Source organism: Collinsella sp. LCP19S3_H3 (assembly GCF_052119145.1).
GTDB lineage: Bacteria > Actinomycetota > Coriobacteriia > Coriobacteriales > Coriobacteriaceae > Collinsella.
The window spans coordinates 20,431-46,189 of the sequence record NZ_JBQKFW010000016.1 but is presented as its reverse complement, the minus strand read 5'-3'; the positions used below and the strand labels follow the sequence as shown (position 1 = coordinate 46,189).

Sequence of the window (25,759 nt, the reverse complement as noted above, 5' to 3'; positions counted from 1 at the left end):
TTCCGAACCCGGAAGCTAAGCCCCATCGCGCCGAGAGTACTGCGGGGCCAGCCCGTGGGAGGCCAGGGCGCCGCTGACCGGTGGACGGCACCGAGCCGTGCGCTTGGACTGGGAAGGGGGAGGCCTCGCGGCCTCCCCCTTTTTTGCGCTATATACAAGCTGTGCTTTGTGAACGGACTCTTCCTTTGACTCTCTTACTGTTTGGCTGTTTTTTGAACCGTCGCTTTGTATTTGCGCGATAATTACTCGCATTGACGTTAGGGAGGGCTTGATGTTTACCGTTTTCGTTTTGGGCAATATTGCTTCGGGTAAATCGACTGCCTGCCGCTTTCTGGAATCTCGCGGAGCCCTGCTTATCGATTTAGACGTTCTTGCCAAATCGCTGTACGTGCCGGGGTCGGATATCGTCAATGCTCTTGCTGAAGAGTTTGGCTGGGATATTTTGGACGAGGATGGCGGTGTTCGACGTAACGTCCTCGCTTCTCGAGCTTTTGTTTCTCTCGATACGGTTGCAAGGCTCAATAGTATTGTGCACCCCGTTCTCGTTGAGCAGCTTTCGCTGAGGATTCTCGATCCTGTTTGCTGTACGGTTTCGTCTCCCCGCTATCCCTTTGCGGCGGTCGAAGTATCTGCTCCTACTGGCTTTGAGGACGCCTTTGGCCTTGCGGATGAAATTATGGTTGTTAGCGCTCCTTTAGCGGTCCGTCGCGAACGCGCTATTCACCGTGGTATGGAACCATCCGATTTTGATGCTCGCTGTGCTTGCCAACCCGATGAGTCTTCGCTTTGCAGTCTCGCCACGACCGTGATTGATAACGCAGCGGGCGACAGCTCGCTCTTTGAACAACTGGACGCGTGGCTTGCTCGCCATGGCCTTATGGATGCTATGGATAAGGAGACGACAGATGCCTAAGACGCGTTTCTTTACGTGGTATCGCCTTGTGCCGCTGGTTGTCGTTTTCGTCTTTGGCCTTATCTCGCTCGTTTACTCGTGTGCTCCCGCCGCTTTCTTTAAACCGTTCTATCCGATTGACTATGAGGCGTATGTAAAGCAGTCCAGTATTTCGCATAATCTCGATCCGTATCTGGTGTGTGCCGTCATCAAGTCGGAATCAAACTGGGATCCCGAGGCGGAATCAAACCAGGGCGCCCAAGGTCTCATGCAACTTATGCCCGAAACCGCTCAGGATATGATCGCTAAGGGCCTTGTCGACGGGGATGAGTATTCTGCCGATAACCTGAATGACCCCGCTTCGAATATCGAATTTGGGTGCGCGTACCTCTCGTACCTGCTGACATATTTCAATGGTTCGACGGATAGCGCTATTGCTGCTTACAATGCCGGAATGGGCAATGTCGATGGGTGGGCGCAGCAAAACACATCGCTCCATAACGCGATTGCCTTTCCCGAGACGCAAGCCTATTTGATTCGTGTCAATAATGCCTGGGTTCGCTATAAGACCCTCTATCCTGACCGGTTCGTATAGGACTATGCCTGCCGCCTGCGTATACTGCAGATGTATGAGTTAGGAGTATCCATGGCGGATTTTGAAGTTGAGCGTGTTGGCGGAGAGCTCAAACGTTTTGGCGTTGAGGGCTCTGAGGTACCGTTTGAGGTCGTGTCTCCCTATGAGCCTGCAGGTTCCCAGCCAAAGGCCATTGAGTCGCTTGTGCAGGGTGTGAGGGACGGAGACCGCTATCAGGTTTTGCTTGGCGTGACCGGCTCGGGCAAGACCTTTACCATGGCCAAGACCATCGAAGCTCTCGGTAAGCCAACGCTGGTCATGGCCCCCAACAAAACCCTCGCCGCCCAGCTTGCGAGCGAGCTCAAAGAATTCTTTCCCAACAACGCCGTGGTCTACTTCGTCTCGTACTACGACTACTATCAGCCCGAGGCATATGTGCCGCAAAGCGATACGTATATCGAGAAGGATGCTTCGATTAACGAAGAAGTCGAGATGCTTCGACATCAGGCGACCGCCTCGTTGCTTTCTCGACGCGATGTGATTGTCGTTGCTTCGGTGTCCTGCATCTATGGCATCGGCTCTCCTGAGGACTATGCGGGGCTGGCGCCGAATGTCGACAAGAAAGTACCGCTCGAGCGCGATGACTTTATCCATGCGCTCATCGACATTCAGTACGACCGGAACGACTATGACTTGGCGCGTGGCACCTTCCGCGTGCGCGGTGATGTTGTCGATGTGTATCCGCCCTATGCCGAGCATCCGTTGCGATTTGAGTTCTTTGGCGATGAGGTCGAGCTTATCGCCGAAATCGATGAGGTTACCGGTGAGATGCTTCGTGAGTATGAGGCTATTCCCGTGTGGCCGGCATCGCACTATGTGACCGAGAAGCCCAAGGTCAAGGCGGCCTTGAAGTCAATCAGTGAAGAGTGCGAGAAGCGCGTCGCGGAGCTCAAGGCGACCAATAAGCTGCTCGAAGCGCAACGACTGCAGCAGCGCACCGATTATGACTTAGAGATGCTCGAGACCATGGGTTTTTGCAACGGTATCGAGAACTACTCTCGCCATTTAGACGGGCGTAAGCCGGGTGAGCCGCCGTTTACCTTGATTGACTACTTTCCCAAGGACATGCTCTGCATCATAGACGAGAGCCACGTGACGGTGCCACAGATTCGCGGCATGCACGAAGGCGACCGATCGCGCAAAGTTACGCTTGTTGAACATGGTTTTCGCCTGCCCTCGGCGCTCGACAATCGTCCGCTTCGCTTCGATGAGTTTGAGGCGAGAATCCCCCAGTTCATCTATGTTTCGGCAACGCCGGGCGACTACGAGCTGCGGGTGAGCCAAAACGACGTGGAGCAGATTATTCGTCCGACCGGCCTGCTCGATCCCAAGATCGACGTGCGTCCCGTTCGCGGTCAGATTGACGATCTTGAGGACGAGATTCGCGAGCGCGTTGCCCGCAAGGAGCGCGTGCTGGTGACCACGTTGACCAAGCGCATGGCCGAGGACCTGACCGACCATCTACTTGATGCGGGCATTAAGGTCAATTACATGCACTCTGATACGGCGACAATGGACCGTGTCGAGATCCTGCGAACGCTGCGCGAGGGCAAGATCGATGTTCTCGTTGGCATCAACCTGCTTCGCGAGGGCTTGGATCTTCCCGAGGTCTCACTGGTGGCAATTCTCGATGCCGATAAGGAAGGCTTCTTGCGCAACCGTCGTTCGCTGATTCAGACGATTGGCCGTGCGGCCCGTAACGCCGATGGCGAAGTCATCATGTATGCAGATGTTGTGACCGATTCGATGAAAGCGGCCATCGAGGAGACGCAGCGTCGTCGCGAGATTCAGATGGCATATAACGAAGAACATGGCATTGTGCCCAAGACAGTGCGCAAGGCCATCAACGACATCTCAAGTTTTATTGCCGAGGCCGAAAAAACTGTGGGCTCCAAGGGACGCTCGAAGGGCGACTCTCTTGGCCATGGCGCATTCTATACGCCCGATGAGTCGGGCGAGGGCGGTGTGCCGGAAACGGCGGCGACCGAGCAGACACTTGCGGAGCAGTTGGAAGAACTACCGCATGACGAGCTTGTGCGGATCGTCGAAACCATGGAAGAGGATATGCGTAACGCTTCTGCCGCCATGGACTTTGAGGAGGCGGCGCGCCTGCGTGATGCTGTCGTTCAGATTCGGGCGATGCTCGAGGGTGCGTCTGAGGACGAGACGATCGAGCGCTTACGTTCGCAGGCCCGCAAGGGTTCCACGTTCGCATCGGGTAGAAAACGCCAGGGTGCACGGTTTAAGAAATAGCGAACAGGCCCCGAGCTCCATAGGGAGCTCGGGGCCTGTGTCTTTTGCGCGCTGGAATTCGTTCGCTAGAGGTCTGCGATCAGGGCTTCGGCACAACGGATACCGTCGGTGGCCGCGCTCATGATGCCTCCGGCATATCCAGCTCCCTCACCACAAGGGTAGAGGCCCGGGGTCGACACGGCATGGCACGTTCGGTCTCGGGTGACAGTGACCGGTGAGCTCGAACGAGTCTCCACGCCGGTAAGAACGGCATCGGGGCGGTCGTAGCCCCGTAGCTTTTTTCCGAGTAGGGGAAGTCCCAGGCGGAGCGACTCGACGATATGCTGCGGCAGGGCTTCGTCAATTGCCGTCCAGGTCACACCGAGCGGATAGGTGGGCTTTACCTTTCCCGGCGCCTTGCTGGCGCGTCCTGCGAGGAAATCTCCGACGAGTTGTGCCGGTGCGTTCCAGTTGGAACCGCCCAGGCGATAGGCGGCCGCCTCGCAGGCGCGCTGGAGCTCGATGCCGGCGAGCGGGTCATCGTCGGGAAGGTCCTCGGGCGTGACGTTAACGAGCAGGGCGGCATTTGCGTTACGGCCGTCGCGGGCATTGAGGCTGGCGCCGTTGACGCACAGGTGGCCCTGCTCGGAAGAGGCGGCGACAACCTGCCCGCCGGGGCACATGCAAAACGAGAACACGCTGCGGCCGTTGGGAAGATGGGCGACGAGTTTGTAGGGGGCTGCTCCGAGGGCAGGATGTCCCGCCGAGGCTCCATATTGGGCTCGGTCGATGTCGCGCTGCGGATGCTCGATGCGAACGCCCATGGCAAAGGTCTTTTGTGCGAGGGCCACGTTGTGGTCCTTAAGGAGTTCAAAAATATCGCGAGCAGAATGCCCGCAGGCGAGGATGAGGTGCTTTGTCTCAATTGGCTCGCAAGCGGCGTCTTGGGACGATTGGACATCAATACCGATGATGGCGCCAGACGCGTCGATGCGAATGTCGACGAGTTTTGTTCGATAACGGACGACACCTCCGAGCTGCTCGATGCGCTGGGATATAGCGGTAACAACCGTGGGAAGGATGTCGGAGCCAATGTGCGGCTTGGCATCCCACAGAATATCGCGGGGCGCACCCGCCTCGACGAAGGTTTCGAGGATGAGGCGATGGGCGGGATTTTTGGTTCCCGTATTGAGCTTGCCGTCCGAGAAGGTCCCCGCGCCGCCCAGACCAAACTGAATATTGCTCTCGGGGTCGAGGATGCGCTCCTTTAGAAAGAGGTCGATCGCCTGCGAGCGGCGAAATGCCGGGTCGCCGCGCTCGATGAGCAAGGGCTTCAGACCTGCTTCGGCAAGGGTGAGTGCGGCGAAAAGGCCGGCGCATCCGGCACCGACGACGACGGGGCGCTCTTTGGGTGCGCCGGAAACGGGGGAGGGGAATGAAGGCTCATCGTCTTCTATCGCGCGTACGCGCGAGCGGTCACGCTCGGCAACGCTGTCGATCGCTTCTCGCTCGAGGTGGGGACTAGTCAGCTCAACACGAAAGCTCAGGATAAAATGGACGTCTCGTTTTTTGCGAGCGTCGATTGACTTGCGGTGGAGCTCGATGGACTTGATCTCGGAGTCCTTGCAACGCAGGACGCGCTTGGCGACTCGCTTGCCAACAATGAGGCAGGCATTTTCATCGCCGGCTTCATCGAGTGACGCGTTGACTTGGGTGATTTCGATCATCGAGGTCTCCTTAGAGGCAAGAAAGAGGCCGTCCGGTATCCCAGACGGCCCGAATGCGTTTTTGATTATAGACTGTGCGGCTACAGGCTGCTTGCAGCGCGAATGCCCGAGATCCAGGCCCACGCAAGGTTAAAGCCTCCGCAATCGGCGTCGATGTCGAGCGCTTCGCCGCAGACGTATAGCGGGGCGTCGACAACGCTGCGCGCGCGTAGACTGGGCGTTGAGATGCTCTCGACAGATACGCCACCCCGCGTGACCTGCGCCGAGCGCTCCTCGGCTGTTCCCTCGACGAGCAACTTAAAGTGCTTGAGGATCGAGACCAGGTGGATGACATCGTTGGAGCCTGGATGGCACTGCTCGAACGCTGTGCAGACGACGCGGGAGAGTTGCGGGGCGAGCATGCCGTCGAGCCAACGGGGATCGCGGGGCGAAAAGCCGCCGAGCAGCTTAACGCGCCGGTTAAGCATATCGAGCAACTCGTCTTTAGAGAGGTCGGGGAAAACGTCGAGCAGGATCGTATCGCCGCGCTGGATACGACGGGAGAGGTTAAAGACAGCGACGCCCGAGATACCGAAGGTTCGAAACAGTACTTCACCGTCTTCGTGCCAGAGCTCACTATGGTTACGGGTGAGCGTCAAGCGGGCGCGGACGCGCAGACCATCCAACGTCTTGAGTGCCGCCCGATCGCCGACGACCGTTGCCGATACGGGGCAGAGGATGGGGCGCAGCGAAGTGAGGGGGAGGCTAAACGTATCGGCGATACCGGTGGGGTTGCCACCCGTGGCGATAATTACGGCATGTGCCTCCAGGGCCTCGTTCTTGCGAGGGACATCGGCGAGTGCTTTCCGAAGCGAGCGGAGCTCCGATTTTCGGTCGTCGTGCTTTTTTGCCTTGAGCGCCCGCGCTGGACGGTTTATTTGGAGTGCCCAGCCTTCGGAAGCTTTGTGCGCCGAGGCAACGTTGGCCCCGCAGATTAAGGTGACACCTAGGCGGTCGCAAACGTTGAGAAGCGCGTCGCGTACCGATTCGGCGCGAAGGGAGCGCGGGTACAGCCGGCCTTCCTCGGAGGTTGTCATGATGCCCAGCGAGGAGAAGAAACCCATAAGCTCTTGTTCGGGCTGGGGGCCCATGACGGATTCGACGAATGCGGGGTGGTTATACCGCTGTGGTTCAATCGATTCGTTGGAGAGGTTGCAGCGACCGTTGCCGGTCGCAAGGAGCTTAAGGCCGCAGGCGACATCGCGCTCAACGATGCAGACGCTTTTGCCAGCGCGTGCGGCCGTAATGGCGGCGGCGAGGCCTGAAGCCCCGCCGCCGATTACCAGGACGTCATAGAAGGCGCTCGTGTTCACTTAGGCCTCGTCGGTCTCGTGCGGGGCAATGGCCTCGACGGCAGAGACTGCCTGAGGCAACATGCCGTCGGGCAGCGCGGTCTCGACCTCGCCCTTATCGCAGGCCTCGGCGAGTGCCGGATTAATGGGAATCGTGCCCAAGATGTCGAGGTTATAGCGCTCTGCGACCTCGGGGAGCTTGCTCTTGCCAAAGACCTCGATCTTCTTGCCGCAGTCGGGGCACTCAATATAGCTCATGTTCTCGACAATGCCCAGAATGGGGACGTTCATCTTCTCGGCCATGTTAACCGCCTTGGCGACGATCATCGAGACCAGATCCTGCGGGCTCGTGACGATGACGATGCCGTCGACGGGCAGTGACTGGAAGACGGTGAGCGCGACGTCGCCTGTTCCCGGAGGCATGTCGACCAGCAGGTAGTCGATGGGGCCCCACGAGGTCTCGCTCCAGAACTGCCTAATGGCGCCTGCGATGACCGGACCGCGCCAAAGGACGGGGTCGGTCTCGTTTTGGAGCAGCAGGTTGGAGCTCATGACCTTGACGCCGTGCTCGGAGATTTCGGGCAGCATAAGGTTGCCAAGGGCATGGACGTGGCGTCCGCTCATACCGAACATCTTGGGGATAGAGGGACCGGTGATGTCGGCATCGAGGACGCCGACCTTGTGGCCGTGACGGGCAAGCTCGGTGGCGATGGCGCCGGTGACAAACGACTTGCCGACACCGCCCTTGCCGGAAAGCACGGCGATGACGCGTTTGACCTCGGACAGCGTGTTCTCCTCAAATTGCGACGGCGACGTTTGTCCGCCGGCGGCCTGTGCGTGCTCGCAACCCATGTATGACTCCTTTGTATATGTTGGGGCCGGGGCCCCGTGATGTGACACGAGCGTCATTGTACCCTCGTTTGCGAGCGGGAGTCATTTGTGATGCATTTGGGCCGAGCGTGCTTGCAATACGATGGGCCCAAGCGAATGAGCGGGCTTACTGAACTTTGCTGGCGAACTCGAGGTATTGCATGCGCTGCAGCTTGTCGATCGTCGAGGCGTATGGGCTGTCTTCAGATTCCAAATCGTAGCGCAGCCCGTCGGCACCAAGATAGCCGGCGACATTGATGGTGGGCACATCTGACCTTGTTGCAAGCAGAGCCTTTTGATAGTCGGTGAGCGGGGCGCCGATCTTATTAAGGGTAATGGCTGCAATCTCGTTTGCCCCGACGGTGTCGTAGACGTTGAGCTCGGTATTGCCAGCGATTTCATAGTTAGCCCAGACGAAATAGGTCGACTGATAGATACGGAAAGCGTGGCTTGCCGTATCTTCCTGAGGGTACAGCTCGTCGTTGAGAGTCGTTGCGGCGCTCGGCTGATGGTCGCCAAAAAAGACAAGGACAACCGGTCTGCCGATATTGCGGAGCTCGTTGATAAAGTACTCGAGGTCCCGGTCGGATGCGTTGATGCAGGTAAGATAGGTGTTGAGCGCGCTATTGGCGCCCTCGCTGGCTCCCTCGACCCAATAGTTTGTCAGCTCTTCGGCGGGAACGGTGCCATAGTCGTAGCCGCCGTGATTTTGCATCGTAACGTCAAAGATGAACTGCGGGGCTTCGTCGGTTCTAAGCAGGTCGAGTATCTTGTCGTAGGTGGCGTAGTCGCATACGCCGGCATGGTAACAGGGCGCACCTTCGAAATCGCCGATTGAAAGAAAGTCTCCAAAGCCCAGCTGCTGATAGATTTTATCTCGATGGTAGTTGACGGGGTTTTGCGGGTGCATAGCGGTAGCGGTATACCCAAGCTCTTTAAGGTCCTTTGCCAGGCTGTTGACGCCATTCATCTGATACAGCTGATAGGGGATTTTGCCTAATCCGACAAAGGCCGTTGTCGCTCCGGTCAAAAATTCGAATTCGGAGTTCGCCGTTCCGCCACCGGCGACCGAAGCGAGCATGGTGCCGCGAACAAGTGTGTCGGGAAGCGAGTTGTAGAATGCGGGGCCGGTGTACCCGGCCGCCTGGAGCTGCTCAAAGCACGAAAGGTCGCTAAAACTCTCGTTCATGACGGCAACAATCGTCGGCTTGATTTCATTGAACTGGGCAACGGCCGCCGCGCGCTGCTCGCTCGAGCCATACGTGCTGTCGTAGGTGGCGGCGAGCTCCTGCTCGATGCTCTGCGCCTCATCGGGCGTATAGTCTTCGGGCTTCTCAATGGGCAACTCGTTGACCATTTCGGTGAACGAAGTGATAAAACCCTGAGACGCATACGTGGTGATGGGCTGCCAACGGTCAAATCCAAAATTCAGTGCCTGCTCCAAGTCGATGCTGGAAAAGCCCGAGAGCCCCACAACGGTCACTAGCAGAAAAGCGCAGAGGTTGGCGGCGATTGCGGGGAAGACATGGGTGGGCGTACGGACCTTTCGCGGTCGAATAAGCGAAAGAAGCCCCAGGGAAATCTCTAGCAGGGCTAGAGAGGTTACGATTCCGGCGGTAAAGGTAAACTCGTATCCCTCGCTCACTTCCATTGCGGTGCCAAGGGCCAAGATATCGCTTGGCAGGATGGCCTCGCCTTTAAACGTTATGACGAAGTGCTCGGCAATGCCAAGGATGCAACAGACGACGGGCACGAGGACCATGACGCCTCCATGACGCTGTCCCAGCAAATAAAGGGAGAGCAGAACCGTCGCGAGCAGCCCGACGGAAAACCCGAATGAGTTGGCGGGAATGCGATAGAACGTTTCGTTGCAGGAAATTTCGAGTGAAACGAACGAGAGCGCTGAAACAGCGGCGATGACAAGGATGTCACGGCAAATACAGGCAACCGTTCCCGTCGCAAGATCGGTTTGGTCGATAAGTCCCGAAACCAAAGGCTCGACAAGAAGTATGACGGCGGCAGCACCGAGCGCCGAATAAGAAAGGACCCATAGGGAACTGCCCTCATTTACGAGCAATTGATTCGTAATCCATGCAGCTACCATGCCGAGCGGGATGAGGAGCGTCGCGCACCAAAAGACGCGGGCAATGGGCGGCTTTTCATTGTGTTTGATTGAAAAATACACGCGCACGACGACGGTGGCCACGATAAGGACGGCGATGAATATGGGCAGATTGGCCATGTCGCTCGAAGTGATTTCAAGGGGGATATCTTCGGTCATGGACGTTCCTCTGTTACAGCAAATTAAGTTCAGTATTTGATTACTGTAACCTTTCCACGGCATTTCGAGAAACAAAGCGCCCGATACGCAAAGCTAAAGGTCTGCGAATCTTGTATTACGAACATCTGTGCGCGTCGAGTGCGCTAAACTCATCGGCAGTATGATTCGATGCAATAGGAGGCAAGGAGCTTCCATGTCTGATTCTTCTATCGTTATTCGCGGCGCTCGTGAGCACAACCTCCGTGATATCGATGTTTCCATTCCGCGTGACCAACTCGTGGTCATTACCGGTCTTTCTGGCTCGGGCAAGAGCTCGCTGGCATTTGACACTATCTATGCCGAGGGCCAGCGTCGATACGTCGAGAGCCTTTCGAGCTATGCGCGCCAGTTCTTGGGCCAGATGGACAAACCCGACTTGGATTCAATCGACGGCCTTTCGCCGGCGGTGTCGATCGACCAAAAGACGACGTCTAAAAACCCTCGCTCGACGGTTGGCACCGTAACCGAGATTTATGACTATCTGCGCCTGCTGTTCGCCCGTGTGGGCACCCCGCACTGTCCCGAATGCGGCCGCGTCATTGAGCGCCAGACGACCGACCAGGTTGCCGACAAGGTCTTGGCGGCGGGGGAGGGTCGCCGCGCGTTTGTGCTGGCACCGGTGGTGCGCGGGCGAAAAGGCGAGTACACCAAACTGTTTGAGGACCTTCGCGCCGAGGGCTTTAGCCGCGTGCGTGTCGACGGTGAAGTGCGCTCGCTCGACGATCCAATCGATCTGGACAAGAAGTTCAAGCACGATATCGAGGTCGTGGTCGATCGCATCGTGATCCGTGAGAACTCTCTGGGCCGTATCGCCGAGTCTGTTGAGCAGGCGACCGCGCTGGCTCACGGCAATGTAAATGTGTACATGCTGCCCGATCGTGATGCTCCCGAGGGGACCGAGGGCGAGCTGCTGGAGTATTCGTTGGCCTTGGCGTGCCCGGAGCATGGACACTCCATTGACGATCTTCAGCCGCGTGATTTTTCGTTTAACGCTCCCTATGGCGCATGTCCTGAGTGCGACGGCCTGGGCTTTAAGAAAACCGTTGATGCCGAGGCGCTGATCGAGGACCCCTCGAAGTCCATTGCCGACGGAGTCTTTGGTAGCCTGTTTGGCAATTCGAACTACTACCCGCAGATTTTTGCTGCGGTCTGTAAACACTTTAAGGTAAGCGCCGATACGCCGTGGGAGGACTTGCCCCCTCGCGTGCGTCGTGCATTCTTGGATGGCCTGGGCGATACGAAGATCTCGGTTGACTACCAAAAGCTCGACGGACGTCGTAGCCAGTGGGATACCAAGTTTTCGGGCGTTCGCAACATCCTGTACGAACGCTATACCGAGACGACGAACGAGAACACCAAGGCGCGCTTGGAGAAGTACATTCGCGAGGAACCGTGCTCGAGCTGCCACGGCGCTCGTTTGCGCCCTGAGATGCTCGCCGTCACCGTGGGCGGCAAGTCCATTTACGAGGTTTGTTGCCTGTCGTGCCGTGAGTCGCTCGAGTTTTTTGAGGGCCTGGAGCTCACCGAGCGCCAACAGTTTATCGGCGGGCGCATCGTCAAGGAAATCCTGGAGCGCTTGCGTTTTCTGGTCGATGTTGGACTCGACTATCTGACGCTCGATCGTGCCTCGGCGACGCTTTCTGGTGGCGAGGCGCAGCGTATTCGCCTGGCAACACAGATCGGCGCCGGCCTCATGGGTGTCCTGTACATTTTGGACGAGCCATCGATCGGCCTTCATCAGCGCGATAACGAGCGCCTGATCAAGACCCTTGAGCGTCTGCGCGATATCGGCAATACCGTCATCGTCGTCGAACACGACGAGGACACGATCCGTGCCGCCGACTACGTGATCGACATGGGGCCCGGCGCCGGCGTCAACGGCGGACACGTAGTCGCGGCGGGAACGCCTGCCGATATCATGGCGTGTCCTGAGTCGATGACGGGCGCTTATCTGACCGGCAAACGAATGATCCGGGTGCCTGATGAACGGCGCAAGCCCGGTCGCGGCTGCCTTAAAATTACGGGCGCTCGAGCTAACAACCTCAAAAACGTTACTGCCAAGATCGAGTTTGGTACGCTTACGGTTGTTACCGGCGTGTCGGGATCGGGCAAGAGCTCCCTGGTTACCGACACCATTGCGCCTGCCCTTACGAATGCTATTCACCGTTCGACGCGCCCTGTGGGTCCGTATAAGAGAATCGAGGGCATCGAGTGTATCGATAAGGTTATCGATATCGACCAGTCGCCGATTGGCCGCACACCGCGTTCCAACCCTGCTACCTATATTGGCCTGTGGGATGATCTTCGCGCGCTGTTTGCGAGTACGCCGGAGTCGAAGGCGCGCGGCTACTCGCCGGGCCGTTTCTCCTTTAATGTGAGTGGCGGGCGCTGTGAGGCGTGCAAGGGCGACGGACAGATCAAGATCGAGATGCACTTCCTTCCCGATATCTACGTTCCCTGCGAAGTTTGCGGCGGTAAACGCTACAACCGCGAGACACTCGAGGTCACCTACCGTGGCAAGACCATCTCGGACGTGCTCGACATGAGCGTCACCGAGGCGCTGGCCTTCTTTGGGAATATCCCGCAGATTAAGCGCAAGCTTCAGACTTTGTATGACGTTGGCTTGGGCTATGTGAGTTTGGGGCAGCCTGCCACGACGCTTTCGGGCGGCGAGGCGCAGCGTGTGAAACTCGCCAAGGAGCTTCATCGACGCCAGACGGGCAAGACGTTCTATATTTTGGACGAGCCGACGACCGGCCTTCATTTTGAGGACGTCCGCCAGCTGCTCGATGTGCTGCAGCGCTTGGTCGATGCGGGCAACACGGTTCTGGTGATTGAACACAACCTTGATGTCATCAAGGTTGCCGACCGCCTGATCGATATGGGTCCCGAGGGCGGCAATGGCGGCGGAACCGTCGTGGTCTCGGGTACGCCGGAGCAGGTCGCGGCATGTTCGCAGAGTTACACGGGCAAGTTCTTGGCACCGCTGCTCAAGCGCGACCGCGAGCGTCAGGCACAACTCGACGCCCAGTAAAGAGACGCCGTCGTACGAGAAGCGCCACCGATTCCTTTCGATTCGGTGGCGCTTCTGTGTGTCGAGATGACGTATGCGGCTAAATTGGACATATACTTAGGCGTTACGTTCGAATGCGAGGGAAGGGACATGCCATGGCAAAGGCTGCAAAGACGCCGAAAACCAATGCGATGCGCGAGCTGGAAAACGCCGGCATCTCCTATATTCTCCATACGTATGAAGACGATGGCGATGAGTCGGTGGGTTTAGGCGTCGCAATTTTGGAACAACTTGGCGAGGAGCCTGGCCAGGGGTTCAAGACCTTGGTTTGCGTGACGCCGTCCAACGAACACGTTGTGTGCTGTATTCCCGTTGCCGACGAGCTTGACCTAAAGGCCGCCGCGCGCGCCGCTGGTGAAAAGTCGCTGACCATGATGCATGTCAAGGACTTGCTTGCCGCGACGGGGTATGTCCGGGGCGGCTGCAGTCCAGTCGGCATGAAAAAACGCTTTCGGACGCTGATCGATGAGACATGCGTCCTTTGGGATACCATTTTTATCTCAGGCGGTAAGCGTGGCTATCAACTTGAGCTTGCCCCCGACGACTTAGTTGCATTTTGCGGGGCGACGGTTGCCCCGATCACGAGAGAGGACTGAGCGATGCCGCAGGAAGAATCGAAGCGCGGAGCTCACTTTGCAAAGGGTTCGGCTTCTCAGACGCCCGCGCCTGAGGCTTCTTCGGTCGATGACCAGATTCGAAACGCTTGGTCCGTTGCTGCAGATCCAGGGGAGACGGCTGTGTATTTGCGTGCCGCCGGTGCCGGTACGGTGCCTCCCCGCACGATTCTCTCTTCGGCTCGCCCCGATGAGACGGCGGTGTTTTTGGCCGCGGCTCAATCCCGTGCCGGACGGATGCCTGACGCCGGGGCGTCTCGTGCGCCGCGTCCCGATGAGACGGCGGTGTTTTTGATGGCGGCTCAGGGAAAGGGCGCACTGCAGGGTGTCCCAGCCGATCGTCCCGCGAGGCCTGCAACCGACGGTGATGGCGAGCAGTTGCTTTTGGATGACGAGTGGTCACCGCTCGGCTCGACCGATCCGGTCGAGGGCGTTGCTGTTGAGGACGATGATTGGGGTCCTTTGTCGTTTTCTGGTCGAACCGCTGCCGCCAGGGAAGTTGACACGGTGTTTGGTAATAATGCCGTAGCTAACGATGACGCTTCGTTTGACAACGATGTCACGCCTGTTGACGGAGCTTTTTCTGCCGATGATGCCGTTTTGGTCGACGACCCCTTCGCGATAATCGATGAGCCTGATATCGAGGTTGATTCTCGACAACACACTGAAGTCAGCCCCCAATCACAGGACGACGTAGATGATATGGGCTCGTCGGACTACTCTACGGTTGGCCGCTCTGCCGGCCTCATGACTGCACTGACCATTGTGTCGCGCGTCACCGGGTTTATCCGTACTTGGGCTATGGCTGCCGCCATCGGCATGTCGCTGCTTTCGTCTTCCTATCAGGTCGCCAACAACCTGCCCAATATGCTCTATGAGCTCGTGATGGGCGGTATGTTGGTTACCGCCTTTTTGCCGGTGTACATGGGCGTGCGTCGTGAGCAGGGTCGCGACGCCTCAAACGAATACGTAGGTAATCTGCTCGGCATCCTGCTTTTGCTGCTGGGCGGCATTTCGGTGTTGGGCACCGTGTTTGCTCCGGGCTTTATCTGGACGCAGTCGTTCCTTTCGGGCGATGGCGGAAGCATGGATACCGCTGCATTCATGTTCCGTTTCTTTGCCATTCAGATTTTGTTCTACGGCTTGGGCTCGGTGTTCTCGGGCGTTCTTAACGCGCATCGTGACTACTTTTGGTCGACGTTCGCCCCGGTACTCAACAATGTGATTGTCATTGCGAGTTTTATGGGCTTCGCTCCCGTATCTGCCTGCTTTGGTGAGCAAGCGGGCGTCGTTTTGATTTCGCTCGGCACGACGCTTGGCGTTTTTGTCCAGATGGCGTGCCAGATTCCCGCACTCGGTAAGCATGGTGTCCGGCCTCATATTCATATCGACTTTAAGGATCCTGCACTGCGACAGACGCTCGCGCTCGGCGTCCCGACGTTGCTCGCTACGGTATGCATGTTCGTGTCGACTTCCATTACCAACGCAGCCGCGCTGGTGGTGCAGCCCGAGACCGGTCCTTCTGTAATTGCCTATGCGCGCCTTTGGTACACACTGCCTTATGCCTTGATAGCCGCCTCGCTCTCGACGGCGCTTTATACCGAGCTTTCGCACGATGCCCAGGAAAAGGATTATGACAGCGTGCGCGTTGGTATCTCGCGCGGCGTGGCCCAGATGCTCTTCTTCCTGATTCCTTTCGCGCTATATCTCATTGTGTTTGCCCGTCCGCTCAACATGATTTATTGCGCCGGCAAGTTCGACGAGTCGGGTGTGGCGCTTGTGTCCGAGTTTCTGGTTTATCTGGCGCTCTCCCTGCCGCTCTACGGCGTGGTCGTGTTGATGCAGAAGAGCTTCTCGGCGTTGCTCGACATGAAGCCCTATAGCCGCTATTGCCTATACTCTGCTATCGGTCAGGCTGGTTCGGTTCTGCTGTTTGGTGTGGTGCTGGGCTATGGCATGCCTGCGATTGCGATTTCGTATGTTGTCGACTATGTGATTCTGGTCGGCTGTTCGCTGTGGTGGCTGCGTCGTCGTCTGCAGGGTCTTCAGGTTAAATCTATTCTGCACGGCTGCTTCTATGGCCTTTTGCTCGGCGGCCTGGGTGCCGCAGCGGGTGCCGGCGTTTTGTGGGCGCTCGAGAGTTTTGTCGGAGCGCTTGGCGGATCGATTCTTATTACCTTGGGCTATGTTTGCATCGCGGGCATGGTTTCACTTGCCGTGACTTTTGGCCTTGCCGTCCTTCTAAAGATGCCTGAGGTCTCCGCGCTTCTTCGCCGCAGGTAGGCAGTCGTGGCAGGTCATGACAACATTCCAACGCTTGCCGAACAGGTTTCGCGTGTGCCCATGCAGCCTGGCTGCTACCTTTGGAAAGATGCCAAGGGCGATGTCATTTACGTTGGCAAGGCTAAAAATCTGCGCTCGCGCATGCGTCAATATGTGACGCTGCAGGACGAGCGCCAAAAGATTCCACTGATGATGCAACTGGTTGCGAGCTTTGACTATATCGTTGTCGAGAACGAGCACGAGGCGCTGGTGCTCGAGCGCAACCTGATCGGTCAATATCATCCGTACTTTAATGTCGACCTTAAGGACGATAAGAGCTATCCCTTTATCGCTATCACCAAGAGCGATCTGTTCCCAGCTATTAAATATACTCGTGAGCGTCATAAGCCGGGAACGCGTTATTTTGGTCCCTACACCGACAGCCGCGCGGCGCGCGAGACCATTGATACGCTGCGCAAGGTAATCCCGATCTGCTCGGCTTCTTGTGCGGAATGGCGTCGATGCCGCCGTATCGTCGAGTCCCACAAGGGCGAAGAAGATATCGTCAATATGATTTGCGCTCAAAACGGGCGTCCCTGCTTTGACTTCCATGTTGGCCGCGGCCCGGGGGCATGCGTCGGTGCGATCTCTCCAGCCGACTATGCTAAAAACGTTAAACGCGTCGAGCGATTTTTGTCGGGCCATCGTAAAGATGTCGTTGATGAGCTTACATCCGAGATGACGGACGCCGCCGAAGCGCTCGATTTTGAGCGGGCGGCGCGCGTCAAGCGTCGCTTGGAAGTTATTAGGGGCCTGGACGACCGACAGCAGGTCGTTTTTCCGTCGAGTGTCGATCTCGATGTGATTGGTTTCTATCGAGAAGAGACCATTTCGGCCGCCTGCGTATTTGTTGTGCGCGAGGGGCGAACGGTTCGAACCTGTGAGTTCATTCTCGATAAGGGCCTGGATGTCGATGAAGAGGAGCTTCAGTCGGGTTTTCTCAAGCGCTATTACGACGAGACGGCTGATATTCCAGCCGAGGTGAACCTTTCCGTCGAGCTTGAGGATGCGGAGGCGCTAGGGGAGTGGCTTTCGGACAAGCGCGAGCGTTCCTGTCATCTCCATAGGCCTCAGCGCGGCGAAAAACACCGGTTGCTCGATATGGCATCTAAAAATGCGCGTCATGCCCTCATGCGTTATATGATGCGCACGGGATACGCCGACGATCGCACCAATCGAGCGCTCCTGGAGCTTGAGAGCGCCTTGGCGCTACCTGCGCCGCCAATGCGAATCGAGTGCTTCGATATCTCTACGCTTCATGGCACCTTTACGGTCGCCTCGATGGTGGTGTTTACCAACGGCCACGCCGACAAGAGCCAGTACCGCCGCTTTAAAATCCAGGCCGAATTGGACGAGGCGAACGACTTCGTTTCGATGTCCGAGGTTTTGGGGCGTCGCTATGCTCCCGAGCGGATGACCGACGAACGTTTTGGCTCGCGCCCCGATTTGCTCGTTGTCGACGGCGGCAAGCCGCAATTGACGGCTGCAATTAAGCAACTTGAGGCCCTTGGACTCGATATACCAGTTTGTGGTTTGGCAAAGGCCGATGAGGAGGTTTTCGTGCCTTGGGACGAGACTCCTGTCGTACTTCCGACCGGGTCTGCGTCGCTCTATCTCATCAAGCAGGTGCGCGACGAATCGCACCGTTTTGCCATCACGTTCCATCGCGAATTGCGCGATAAAGCCATGACGGTTTCGGTACTCGATGACGTTCCAGGCGTGGGACCCACTAGAAAACGTGCAATTATGCGCCATTTTGGCTCGATGAAGCGGTTGCGCGCGGCGAGTGAGCAAGAGATCGCGGAAGTTCGCGGCATACCTGCCGATGTTGCCAAGGCGGTCCACGAGGCGCTCGTTGCATGGAATGCCGAGCGCGCCGAGGCCGCGGCTGGCCATTCCGATAGCTAAACACGAGCATAAACAACTGATATACATGATTGCGCGATTTTCAACCATTTATTTCGCCATGATTGCCTGCTGGTTTCGGGTTTTATTAACGCTAAAACGTTTGACTAACCCAAGCGAAAACCCTGCTATCCTGCGGGTTGACGAAGACTGATATCTCACCTCGCCGATACATACTGTCTGCTGTATCGTTTGTCAACGAATTCGGTGAACGGTAGTAAATACCGTTCAAGCGTATGTATGTATCGGTCGCCGAGCGCGGCACCTCAGTTGGGTTTGTCGGTAGGTAAGGTATATATCGTCCGCAAGTTGCGCGGGGGCAAGTTTAGGTGCTCCCGGGTAAGATTCTCTATTGATAGGAGAAGACATGGCCATCATCAATAAGGGTATGTCCAGGCGTTCGTTCCTCGGCCTCACCGGCAGCGTCGCTGCTGTCGCCGGCCTTGGTCTCACTGGCTGCGGTGGCAGCTCTAGCGACGAGGGTTCCGCTCCCGCCGATTCCGCCAACCGTGGCGGCGGCGTGATCACTGCCGGTTCCGCTTACGCTCCGTCCAGCTTCGACCCCGCCAGCACTGGCTCCGCCGTGGGCCTGGGCGCTAACTGGCACGTCGTCGAGGGCCTCTACGGCATCGATTACCACGACTACAGCACTTTCAACGAGCTCGCCACCGATGATCCCAAGTCCGTGGACGACACCACCTTCGAGGTCACCATCCGCAAGGGCGCCAAATTCTCCGATGGCACCGAGGTTACCGCTGACGACGTCGTCGCCTCCTACACCGCTTGCGCCGCTTCTGCCACCTACGCTCCGTTCTTCCAGCCTTTCGAGTCCATCGAGGCCAAGGATGCCAGCACCGTGACGGTCAAGACCAAGGTCCCCAACTTCTCCCTGCTCAAGGATCGTCTGGCCATTATTCGCGTTACTCCTGCCGCCCAGAGCGAGGAGGATCGCGCCAAGCAGCCGATCGGCTCCGGCCCCTGGATGTACGATTCTATCTCCGATACCGAGATCACCCTGGTTCCCAACCCCGAGTACAACGGTGAGTATGCTGCCGAGGATAAGAAGATCCAGTACAGCATCCTGACCGACCCCACCGCTCGCGTCACCGCTCAGCAGGAAGGCTCCACGCTCGTCATGGAGCTCGTTACCGCTGACGCCGTCGACCAGCTCGAGGGCGCTGGCTGCAAGATTGACAACGTCCAGGGCTTCGGCACCCGCTTCATCATGTTCAACGTCGCCAAGGAGCCTTGGAACGACGTCAAGGTCCGTCAGGCTGTCATGTATGCGCTCGACACCGAGAAGATGATCAGCAACACCTTCGCCGGCCTTGCTACCGCTGCCAGCTGCTACCTGCCCAAGAGCTTCACCAACTATCATGAGGCCTCCACGGTGTACAAGACCGACGCCAAGAAGGCCAAGAAGCTTATCGAGGAGTCCGGTATCACCCCGGGCGCCATTACCCTGCGCACCACCGATAACGAGCAGATCAAGGGTATGGCTGCCCAGGTCAAGAACGACCTCGACGCTCTCGGCTTCGATGTGACCATCCAGACCGATACTTCGCCGGCCACCTATGCTGCCATCGACGGCGGCGAGGCCTACGATATCCTCCTTGCCCCTGGCGATCCTTCCTGCTTCGGCGCAGACCCCGACCTGCTGCTCAACTGGTGGTACGGCGACAACGTCTGGATGCAGACCCGTTGCCCGTGGAAGGAGTCCGCTGAGTGGCAGAAGCTCCACGGCCTTATGGACGAGGCTCTTGCCGCCGAGGGCGACGAGCAGCAGAAGAAGTGGAACGAGTGCTTCGACATCATCGCCGACAACGCCGTTCTGTACCCCGTTGTCCACGTTAAGACCGTCTCCGCTTCCTGGAACGATCCGTCCACTGCGCCCAACGGCGAGGCCCTCGATGGCTTCAAGGGCATCGGCACGACGAGCATGTCCTTTAAGGGTGTCGCGACCGTCAAGGCGTAAGACTCGCTTGAGTCTATATGCAGGATGTCGGCCGTTGGGACCGTATCCTCATAGTTGAAACAAAGACCCGGGCGGCAACGATGTCGCTCGGGTCTTGTAATGAGTGTCCGTACTCATATACCAGTTGGTCCTACCGACAAAAGAAAGGGGAGAGAACGTGAACAACTTTCTACGTTTGATTGGAAGGCGTCTCGTGGCGCTGCCGATCATGGCATTGGGCGTCACCGTCCTGGTGTTCTTCCTTATGTCGTTCTCCAAGACCGACCCCGCCTACACGGCGTTGGGTGACGGTGCCTCGCCCGAGGCGGTTGCCGAGTACCATGAGAAGTATGGTCTGGACGACCCCTGGCCCGTGCGCTACGTGCGCTATATGGGCAATTTGATCCATGGCGACATGGGCACCTATGGTGCTGCTCGCAACTCCGTTGCCAAGCGCATCTCCACGGCCCTACCCGTCACGATGCAGCTGACCTTCATCGGTCTTGCCATCGGTGCGGTCGTATCGTTTTTGCTCGGCGTCATCGCGGCACTGTATCGCGATAAATGGCCGGACCAAGTGATCCGCGTCTTTTCCATCGCCGGCTTGGCAACCCCGTCGTTCTGGCTTGCCGTTCTGTTGATCCTGCTGTTCTCTTCCTACCTTAAGGTACTCCCGGCATCGGGTGCCCTGCCGCACTTCACCACGAATCCGGCTGGCTATCTGGGACGCATGATCATGCCCGCCATCGCCTTGGCATTTCCGCTGACGGGTCAGATGACTCGTATCGTGCGTACCGCCATGGTCGAGGAGCTCGACAAGGACTATGTCCGTATGGCTCGCGGCGCCGGCGTTCCCGAGAAGGTCGTCGTCGGCATCAACGTTCTTCGCAACGCGCTGATCACCCCGGTCACCACCCTCGGTCTTAAGATTGGCTATCTCATGGGCGGCGCCGTCGTCATCGAGGTCATCTTCAACCTCCCCGGCATGGGTACTGCGATCCTGCAGGGCGTTCAGGGCAACGAGGCGAACCTGGTTCAGGGCGTCGTCATCGTCGTTGCTCTTGCCTTCATCATCATCAACATCGTGGTTGACATGCTCTACCTGCTCATCAACCCGCGCATCAGGACGGTGTAGATTATGGTAAAGATTCGAGAGAAGCAAACCGAGCAGCTCGAGAAGGCTGCCTCCAAGGGGCTCAAGCTCGGTGGCTGGAAGAAGATGACGCTGTCTTCTAAGATTGCCGCCATCGTGCTGGTGCTGGTCGCCCTGACTGCGATTCTTGCCCCCCTGCTTGCCCCCTATAGCCCGGTCGAGATCTTTACGGCTCGCCAGGCTCCCGGCAACGGGTTTATCTTCGGAACCGACGACAAGGGCCGTGACATCCTTTCGCGTATGCTCTACGGTGGTCGTTACTCGCTGATCATCGGCTTTGGTGCTACCGCTATGGCTCTGGTCTGTGGCTCCGTTGTCGGTGCTCTTGCTGCGGTTTCGCGCAAGGCCGTCTCCGAGACGATTATGCGCATCCTGGACATCATCATGTCTGTCCCGGGTATCGCCCTCGCAGCCGTCTTCGTTTCCATCCTGGGCAACTCCGTGCCGTCGATTATCTTTGCGATCGGCTTTATGTACACCCCGCAGATCGCCCGTATCGTGCGTGCCAACATCGTATCCGAGTACGGTGAGGACTATGTCCGCGCGGTCATCGTCTCCGGCGCCAAGGCTCCGTGGATTCTGATCAAGCACGTTCTTCGTAACTGCATTGCCCCGATCATGGTCTTCACCGTTACCCTGGTCGCCGACGCCATCATCTTCGAGGCTTCGCTGACCTTTATCGGCGCTGGCATCCAGGAGCCCACTGCTACGTGGGGCAACATCCTCGCCGACGCCCGCGGTGGCGTGCTCGCCGGTCGTTGGTGGCAGGCGCTGTTCCCGGGTCTGGCCATCATGATCACCTGCCTTGCGCTCAACATCCTCTCCGAGGGCATTACCGACGCTATGGCCGCTGCTCCTTCCGCCGCTCTGGATCCGACCGATTCCTCCAAGCGCCGCGAGGCCGACCTGCTGGTCTCCGACCCCGTTCGCGCCTACAAGGAGCAGGCCCAGTCCCTGTCCGCCCGTCTTGGCGCCCTGCGCGATGTCGAGCTCAAGCGTAACGACCGCCATGTGCCCGATGAGTCCGTTGAGCCGATTCTTTCGGTCCGCGATTTCTGCATCCAGTTTGAGCACCACGGTGATATCAACGTGGTTGACCATGTCAACTTTGACGTCCGTCCCGGCCAGACCATGGGCCTGGTAGGCGAGTCCGGCTGCGGTAAGTCCATCACCACGCTGGCCATCATGGGCCTGACCGATGAGGACGAGCATCTTTCCGGCGAGGTCCTCTGGGAGGGTCGTGACCTGCTCAAGATGAGCAAGAAGGAGTGGTTCGGCCTGCGCGGTACCGATATCGCCATGGTCTATCAGGACGCTCTGTCCTCGCTCAACCCCTCTATGCTCATCTCCGCCCAGATGAAGCAGCTCACCAAGCGCGGCGGCACCCGCAGCGCCGAGGAGCTCCTGGAGCTCGTCGGCCTCGATCCCAAGCGCACGCTCGAGAGCTATCCGCACGAGCTTTCCGGTGGACAGCGTCAGCGCGTTCTGATCGCTATGGCCCTTACCCGCGACCCCAAGCTGGTCATCTGCGACGAGCCCACGACCGCTCTGGACGTTACCGTCCAAAAGCAGGTCATTAAGCTGCTCAACGATCTTCAGGCCAAGCTCGGCTTTGCCATGATCTTCGTTTCGCATGACCTGGCGTTGGTCGCCGAGGTCGCCCATAACATCACGGTTATGTACGCCGGTCAGGTTATCGAGCAGGCGCCCACCAAGGAGCTGCTCACCAACCCGATTCACGAGTACACCCGCGGTCTTCTGGGCTCCGTTCTGTCCATCGAGAGCGGTTCGGGCCGCCTGCACCAGGTGCCCGGCGCCGTCCCCAGCCCGCGCGATTTCCCCAAGGGCGATCGCTTCGCGCCCCGCTCAAGCCATCCGCACATCGGCCTGGACACCCGTCCGGTCTTCAAGCGTGTGCCCGGCACCGAGCACTTCTATTCCGAGCTCCCCGATGAGGTGCTCAAGGCAAATGGTTTGACCCCTCATGCGGAGGTGATGTAGATGAGCGAGACTGCGGTCAACGGCGTCGAGCCGATTATCTTCCTTGACGATGTCCACGTCACCTTTAGGACCCGTACCGGTTCGATCCTGCACCCCAATCTGGTTCATGCCGTCCAAGGCGTGACCATTAAGCTCATGCCCGGTCAGACGATCGGCATCGTCGGCGAGTCCGGTTGCGGCAAGTCCACCACTGCTAATGTCATGTGCGGCCTGCAGGCCCCCACGAGTGGCAAGGTCTACTTTAAGGGCAAGGACGTCACCAAGCGTACTGCCGAGGATCGTCGTCACATGGGCCGCGTCATCTCGGTCGTGTTCCAGAACCCCGCGACGGCACTCAACCCTCGCATGGTCGTTCGTGAGCAGCTGCTCGACCCCATGCGCGTCCACAACCTGGGTACCGAGGCCGAGCAGGAGAAGCGCGTTAAGGAACTCCTGGAGCTCACCGGTCTGCCCAGCTCTGCCGCCGAGGTTCTTCCCGGCCAGCTTTCGGGCGGTCAGCGCCAGCGCGTGGCAATTGCCCGTGCCCTGTCGTTGAACCCTGACGCCATCATCGCCGACGAGCCCACCTCGGCTCTGGACGTTTCGGTCCGCGCGCAGATCCTCAACCTGTTGACCGATCTTAAGAAGGAGCTCGGCCTGGCTATGGTGTTCATTAGCCATGACATCCAGACGGTCCGCTACATCTCTGACGACATCATCGTCATGAACGGCGGCAAGATCGTCGAGCAGGGCGAGGCCAAGCAGGTCTTCCAGAACCCGCAGGACCCCTACACCAAGATGCTGCTCGGTGCTGCGCCGTCGCTGCTGCACCCCAAGCTTGGCGAGTAGGTTCGCTTTCCCTCCTGTGCGCCCGGCTCCCTTGCCGGGCGCACCCTCGTTGCGATTTCGAAAGGTTGGGTTCACGAGCCATGCCAAGCGCTCAGGAGCTACAACAGCAATTTGGTGGTTATCGGGGCGCCATGCCTCGTCCATCAGATTTCGATCTCTTTTGGAACGACCGCATGGCCGAGGCTGACGCCGTCGAGATCGACTATTCGGTCGAGGCGGCATCGATTGCCGATGCTGCGACCTGCCAGTTTTTTGACCTCTGGTATACCGGCATGTGTGGCGCCCGCCTGCATGCCAAGTATCTCAAGCCGGTTTCGGACGAGTCCGTGCCGCTGGTGCTACAGTTCCACGGCTATCCGGGCGCAAGCCGCAGCTGGTTCGAGCAGGCGTCGTTTGCGGGTATGGGCATGGCACTTGTCGCCCTCGACTGCCCCGGTCAGGGTGGTCCCTCCGAGGATATTGGTGGATTTGAAGGCACAACGGTTGCCGGGCATATCGTTGCCGGTATCGACGGCGACCCGGCCAATCTCTACTACGTACGCCTGCATCAGGATATCCGCATTCTGTGCCGCATTGTTCGCGAGCTCGAGGGCATCGATCTTGCCCGTGTTTTTGTGAACGGTGCGTCGCAGGGCGGTGGCTTGGGCATTGCGACCTGCGCGCTTAACAGCGAGCTTATCAATCGTGCCGCCATCCTCTATCCTTTCCTGTCGGATTTCCGCCTGGTCTGGGATTTGGATGCCGACGACATTGCCTACGAGGGCCTGCGCTATTGGTCTCGCTGGTTTGACGAGGACTCGACTCGTATTGACGAGGCCTATGCCAAGCTGGCGTATTTCGATTCCAAGAACTTTGCCCCCATGGTCAAATGCCCCGTGCTGTTTGGCACGGGAACGGCCGATATCGTCTGTCCACCGGCGACGCAGTTTGCGGTCTACAACAACCTGACCTGTGAGAAGCGCCATGAGTTCTTTGAGGGCTTTGGCCACGAGGAGATTCAGGATTTTGACGATCTGATCATTCCGTTTTTCTGCAAGGAAGGGGAGGCTCATGTCTAAGTGCGAGAGCAATGTCAATGAGCTGATTGACCCCGAGCTTGCGGGGATCTCTGGGACGGTTTCGTCAAGGCTCTCCGATTTCCGTGATTGGCGCGGCGATGCCTTGGCGGATGTTTCCGAGTTGGAGGCAGCCGCTTCGGACCTTGAGGTTTGCGGACTGACTGTCACGGCGATTGATTTCGCCAATCCGTGGGCGTGCTACTCCGAGGTTTCCTTTGAACTTGCCGGGGAAGTCGTACACGGCCGTTTGATTGAGCCCTCAGGTTGCGCCCGGGCATCCGAGCTTGTGCCGCTATGCCTGATGTTTCACGACATCGACCGACCCGTACGTGGATGGCATCACATGACGAGGTTTGCCGCCATGGGATATGCCGTGCTTGCGCTGGACGACGATGTGATTGGGCTCAGCGAGCTGCAGCAGGGGGTTACCTCGCCCGTTTTTGTTGAACGCGTCCGCTGGGGCTGTGCAATGGCAAAGGTCGCGCGCAATCTTGATGGCATGGACCCCGACCGCATCTTTGCATGGGGCGAGGGCCTTGGCGGTGGAGTCGCGCTGGCGGTTTCTGCTCTAGACGAGCGGGGCCTTGCCTGCACGGCGGTTGCCAATCCGCTTCCCGGCGGCCTCGAAGCGCTGTCGTCTCGGGTGCGCGGATCGGTACTCATGGGTACATCGCTCATGGATGCCGTGAGCGATCCCAAGGGTCAGTTTGCCGTATTCAACGGTCTTGAGTGTGACCGGAGGCATATTATCTATGCCAAATATGCTCACGAACGCATCAATGCGTTCGAAAACGAAGTCGTCGACTTCTTTAACCAAGCGTTCTACCTGTGTTCTTTGGCCTAGA

Annotated in this window: 17 protein-coding genes and 1 rRNA gene; 14 read left to right on the top strand and 4 right to left on the bottom strand. The window is 58.2% G+C overall.

Annotated elements, in window-relative coordinates:
* The 4 genes from rrf to uvrB form a co-directional block, all read left to right on the top strand.
* Window positions 1-79, top strand: a 5S ribosomal RNA gene (rrf, locus tag ACTQZF_RS08285); the annotation flags it as partial.
* 192 nt (window positions 80-271) lie between these two features.
* Complete coding sequence (gene coaE / locus ACTQZF_RS08280) at window positions 272-913, top strand: dephospho-CoA kinase (RefSeq protein WP_441555021.1); 642 nt, start codon at window positions 272-274, stop codon at window positions 911-913.
* Window positions 906-1,487 carry a lytic transglycosylase domain-containing protein gene (locus ACTQZF_RS08275; protein ID WP_427795966.1) on the top strand — a complete coding sequence of 194 codons (582 nt, stop codon included), beginning with the start codon at window positions 906-908 and terminating at the stop codon, window positions 1,485-1,487. The genes coaE and ACTQZF_RS08275 overlap by 8 nt, the downstream gene beginning before the upstream one ends.
* A 51-nt stretch (window positions 1,488-1,538) precedes the next feature.
* On the top strand, window positions 1,539-3,779 hold the full coding sequence (uvrB, locus tag ACTQZF_RS08270; protein WP_441555020.1) for an excinuclease ABC subunit UvrB: 2,241 nt from the start codon (window positions 1,539-1,541) through the stop codon (window positions 3,777-3,779).
* A gap of 65 nt (window positions 3,780-3,844) precedes the next feature.
* On the opposite strand, the gene ACTQZF_RS08265 is transcribed toward uvrB, so the two are convergent.
* The 4 genes from ACTQZF_RS08265 to ACTQZF_RS08250 all read right to left on the bottom strand — a co-directional run bounded on the left by ACTQZF_RS08265 (window position 3,845) and on the right by ACTQZF_RS08250 (window position 9,967).
* Complete coding sequence (locus ACTQZF_RS08265) at window positions 3,845-5,485, bottom strand: NAD(P)/FAD-dependent oxidoreductase (protein ID WP_441555019.1); 1,641 nt, start codon at window positions 5,483-5,485, stop codon at window positions 3,845-3,847.
* An 80-nt stretch (window positions 5,486-5,565) separates the two neighbouring features.
* The gene (locus tag ACTQZF_RS08260) at window positions 5,566-6,837 is read right to left on the bottom strand and encodes an NAD(P)/FAD-dependent oxidoreductase (protein WP_441555018.1); all 1,272 of its coding nucleotides are present in this window, start codon (window positions 6,835-6,837) and stop codon (window positions 5,566-5,568) included.
* Window positions 6,838-7,668, bottom strand: a complete 831-nt coding sequence (locus ACTQZF_RS08255; RefSeq protein WP_427794829.1) for an Mrp/NBP35 family ATP-binding protein — start codon at window positions 7,666-7,668, stop codon at window positions 6,838-6,840. It lies immediately after the preceding gene.
* Between the two features lie 145 nt (window positions 7,669-7,813).
* Complete coding sequence (locus ACTQZF_RS08250; protein WP_441555017.1) at window positions 7,814-9,967, bottom strand: LTA synthase family protein; 2,154 nt, start codon at window positions 9,965-9,967, stop codon at window positions 7,814-7,816.
* A 193-nt stretch (window positions 9,968-10,160) separates the two neighbouring features.
* Here ACTQZF_RS08250 and uvrA point away from each other — a divergent pair, with 193 nt between their 5' ends.
* The 10 genes from uvrA to ACTQZF_RS08200 all read left to right on the top strand — a co-directional run bounded on the left by uvrA (window position 10,161) and on the right by ACTQZF_RS08200 (window position 25,758).
* A complete protein-coding gene (gene uvrA, locus ACTQZF_RS08245; RefSeq protein ID WP_441555016.1) occupies window positions 10,161-13,040 on the top strand; it encodes an excinuclease ABC subunit UvrA in 2,880 nt (959 codons plus the stop codon).
* A gap of 134 nt (window positions 13,041-13,174) precedes the next feature.
* Entirely contained in the window at window positions 13,175-13,675 is a 501-nt protein-coding gene (ybaK, locus tag ACTQZF_RS08240) for a Cys-tRNA(Pro) deacylase (RefSeq protein WP_427718664.1), read from the top strand.
* A gap of 3 nt (window positions 13,676-13,678) precedes the next feature.
* On the top strand, window positions 13,679-15,976 hold the full coding sequence (murJ, locus tag ACTQZF_RS08235) for a murein biosynthesis integral membrane protein MurJ (protein WP_441555015.1): 2,298 nt from the start codon (window positions 13,679-13,681) through the stop codon (window positions 15,974-15,976).
* A 60-nt stretch (window positions 15,977-16,036) separates the two neighbouring features.
* Window positions 16,037-17,923: an excinuclease ABC subunit UvrC gene (uvrC, locus tag ACTQZF_RS08230; RefSeq protein WP_154517564.1), complete on the top strand. Its 1,887-nt coding sequence runs from the start codon at window positions 16,037-16,039 to the stop codon at window positions 17,921-17,923.
* Window positions 17,924-18,287: 364 nt separating this feature from the next.
* Window positions 18,288-19,895 (top strand): ABC transporter substrate-binding protein, encoded by a 1,608-nt coding sequence (locus ACTQZF_RS08225; RefSeq protein WP_441015871.1) that lies wholly within the window; start codon window positions 18,288-18,290, stop codon window positions 19,893-19,895.
* A gap of 157 nt (window positions 19,896-20,052) precedes the next feature.
* Window positions 20,053-21,009 (top strand): ABC transporter permease, encoded by a 957-nt coding sequence (locus tag ACTQZF_RS08220; RefSeq protein ID WP_370450641.1) that lies wholly within the window; start codon window positions 20,053-20,055, stop codon window positions 21,007-21,009.
* Window positions 21,010-21,012: 3 nt separating this feature from the next.
* On the top strand, window positions 21,013-23,028 hold the full coding sequence (locus ACTQZF_RS08215) for a dipeptide/oligopeptide/nickel ABC transporter permease/ATP-binding protein (protein WP_154517511.1): 2,016 nt from the start codon (window positions 21,013-21,015) through the stop codon (window positions 23,026-23,028).
* Complete coding sequence (locus ACTQZF_RS08210) at window positions 23,029-23,856, top strand: ABC transporter ATP-binding protein (protein WP_154517508.1); 828 nt, start codon at window positions 23,029-23,031, stop codon at window positions 23,854-23,856.
* An 80-nt stretch (window positions 23,857-23,936) separates the two neighbouring features.
* Window positions 23,937-24,914 carry an acetylxylan esterase gene (locus tag ACTQZF_RS08205; RefSeq protein ID WP_427728772.1) on the top strand — a complete coding sequence of 326 codons (978 nt, stop codon included), beginning with the start codon at window positions 23,937-23,939 and terminating at the stop codon, window positions 24,912-24,914.
* On the top strand, window positions 24,907-25,758 hold the full coding sequence (locus ACTQZF_RS08200; RefSeq protein WP_441555014.1) for an acetylxylan esterase: 852 nt from the start codon (window positions 24,907-24,909) through the stop codon (window positions 25,756-25,758). The genes ACTQZF_RS08205 and ACTQZF_RS08200 overlap by 8 nt, the downstream gene beginning before the upstream one ends.
* The last annotated feature ends 1 nt before the right edge of the window (window position 25,759 follow it).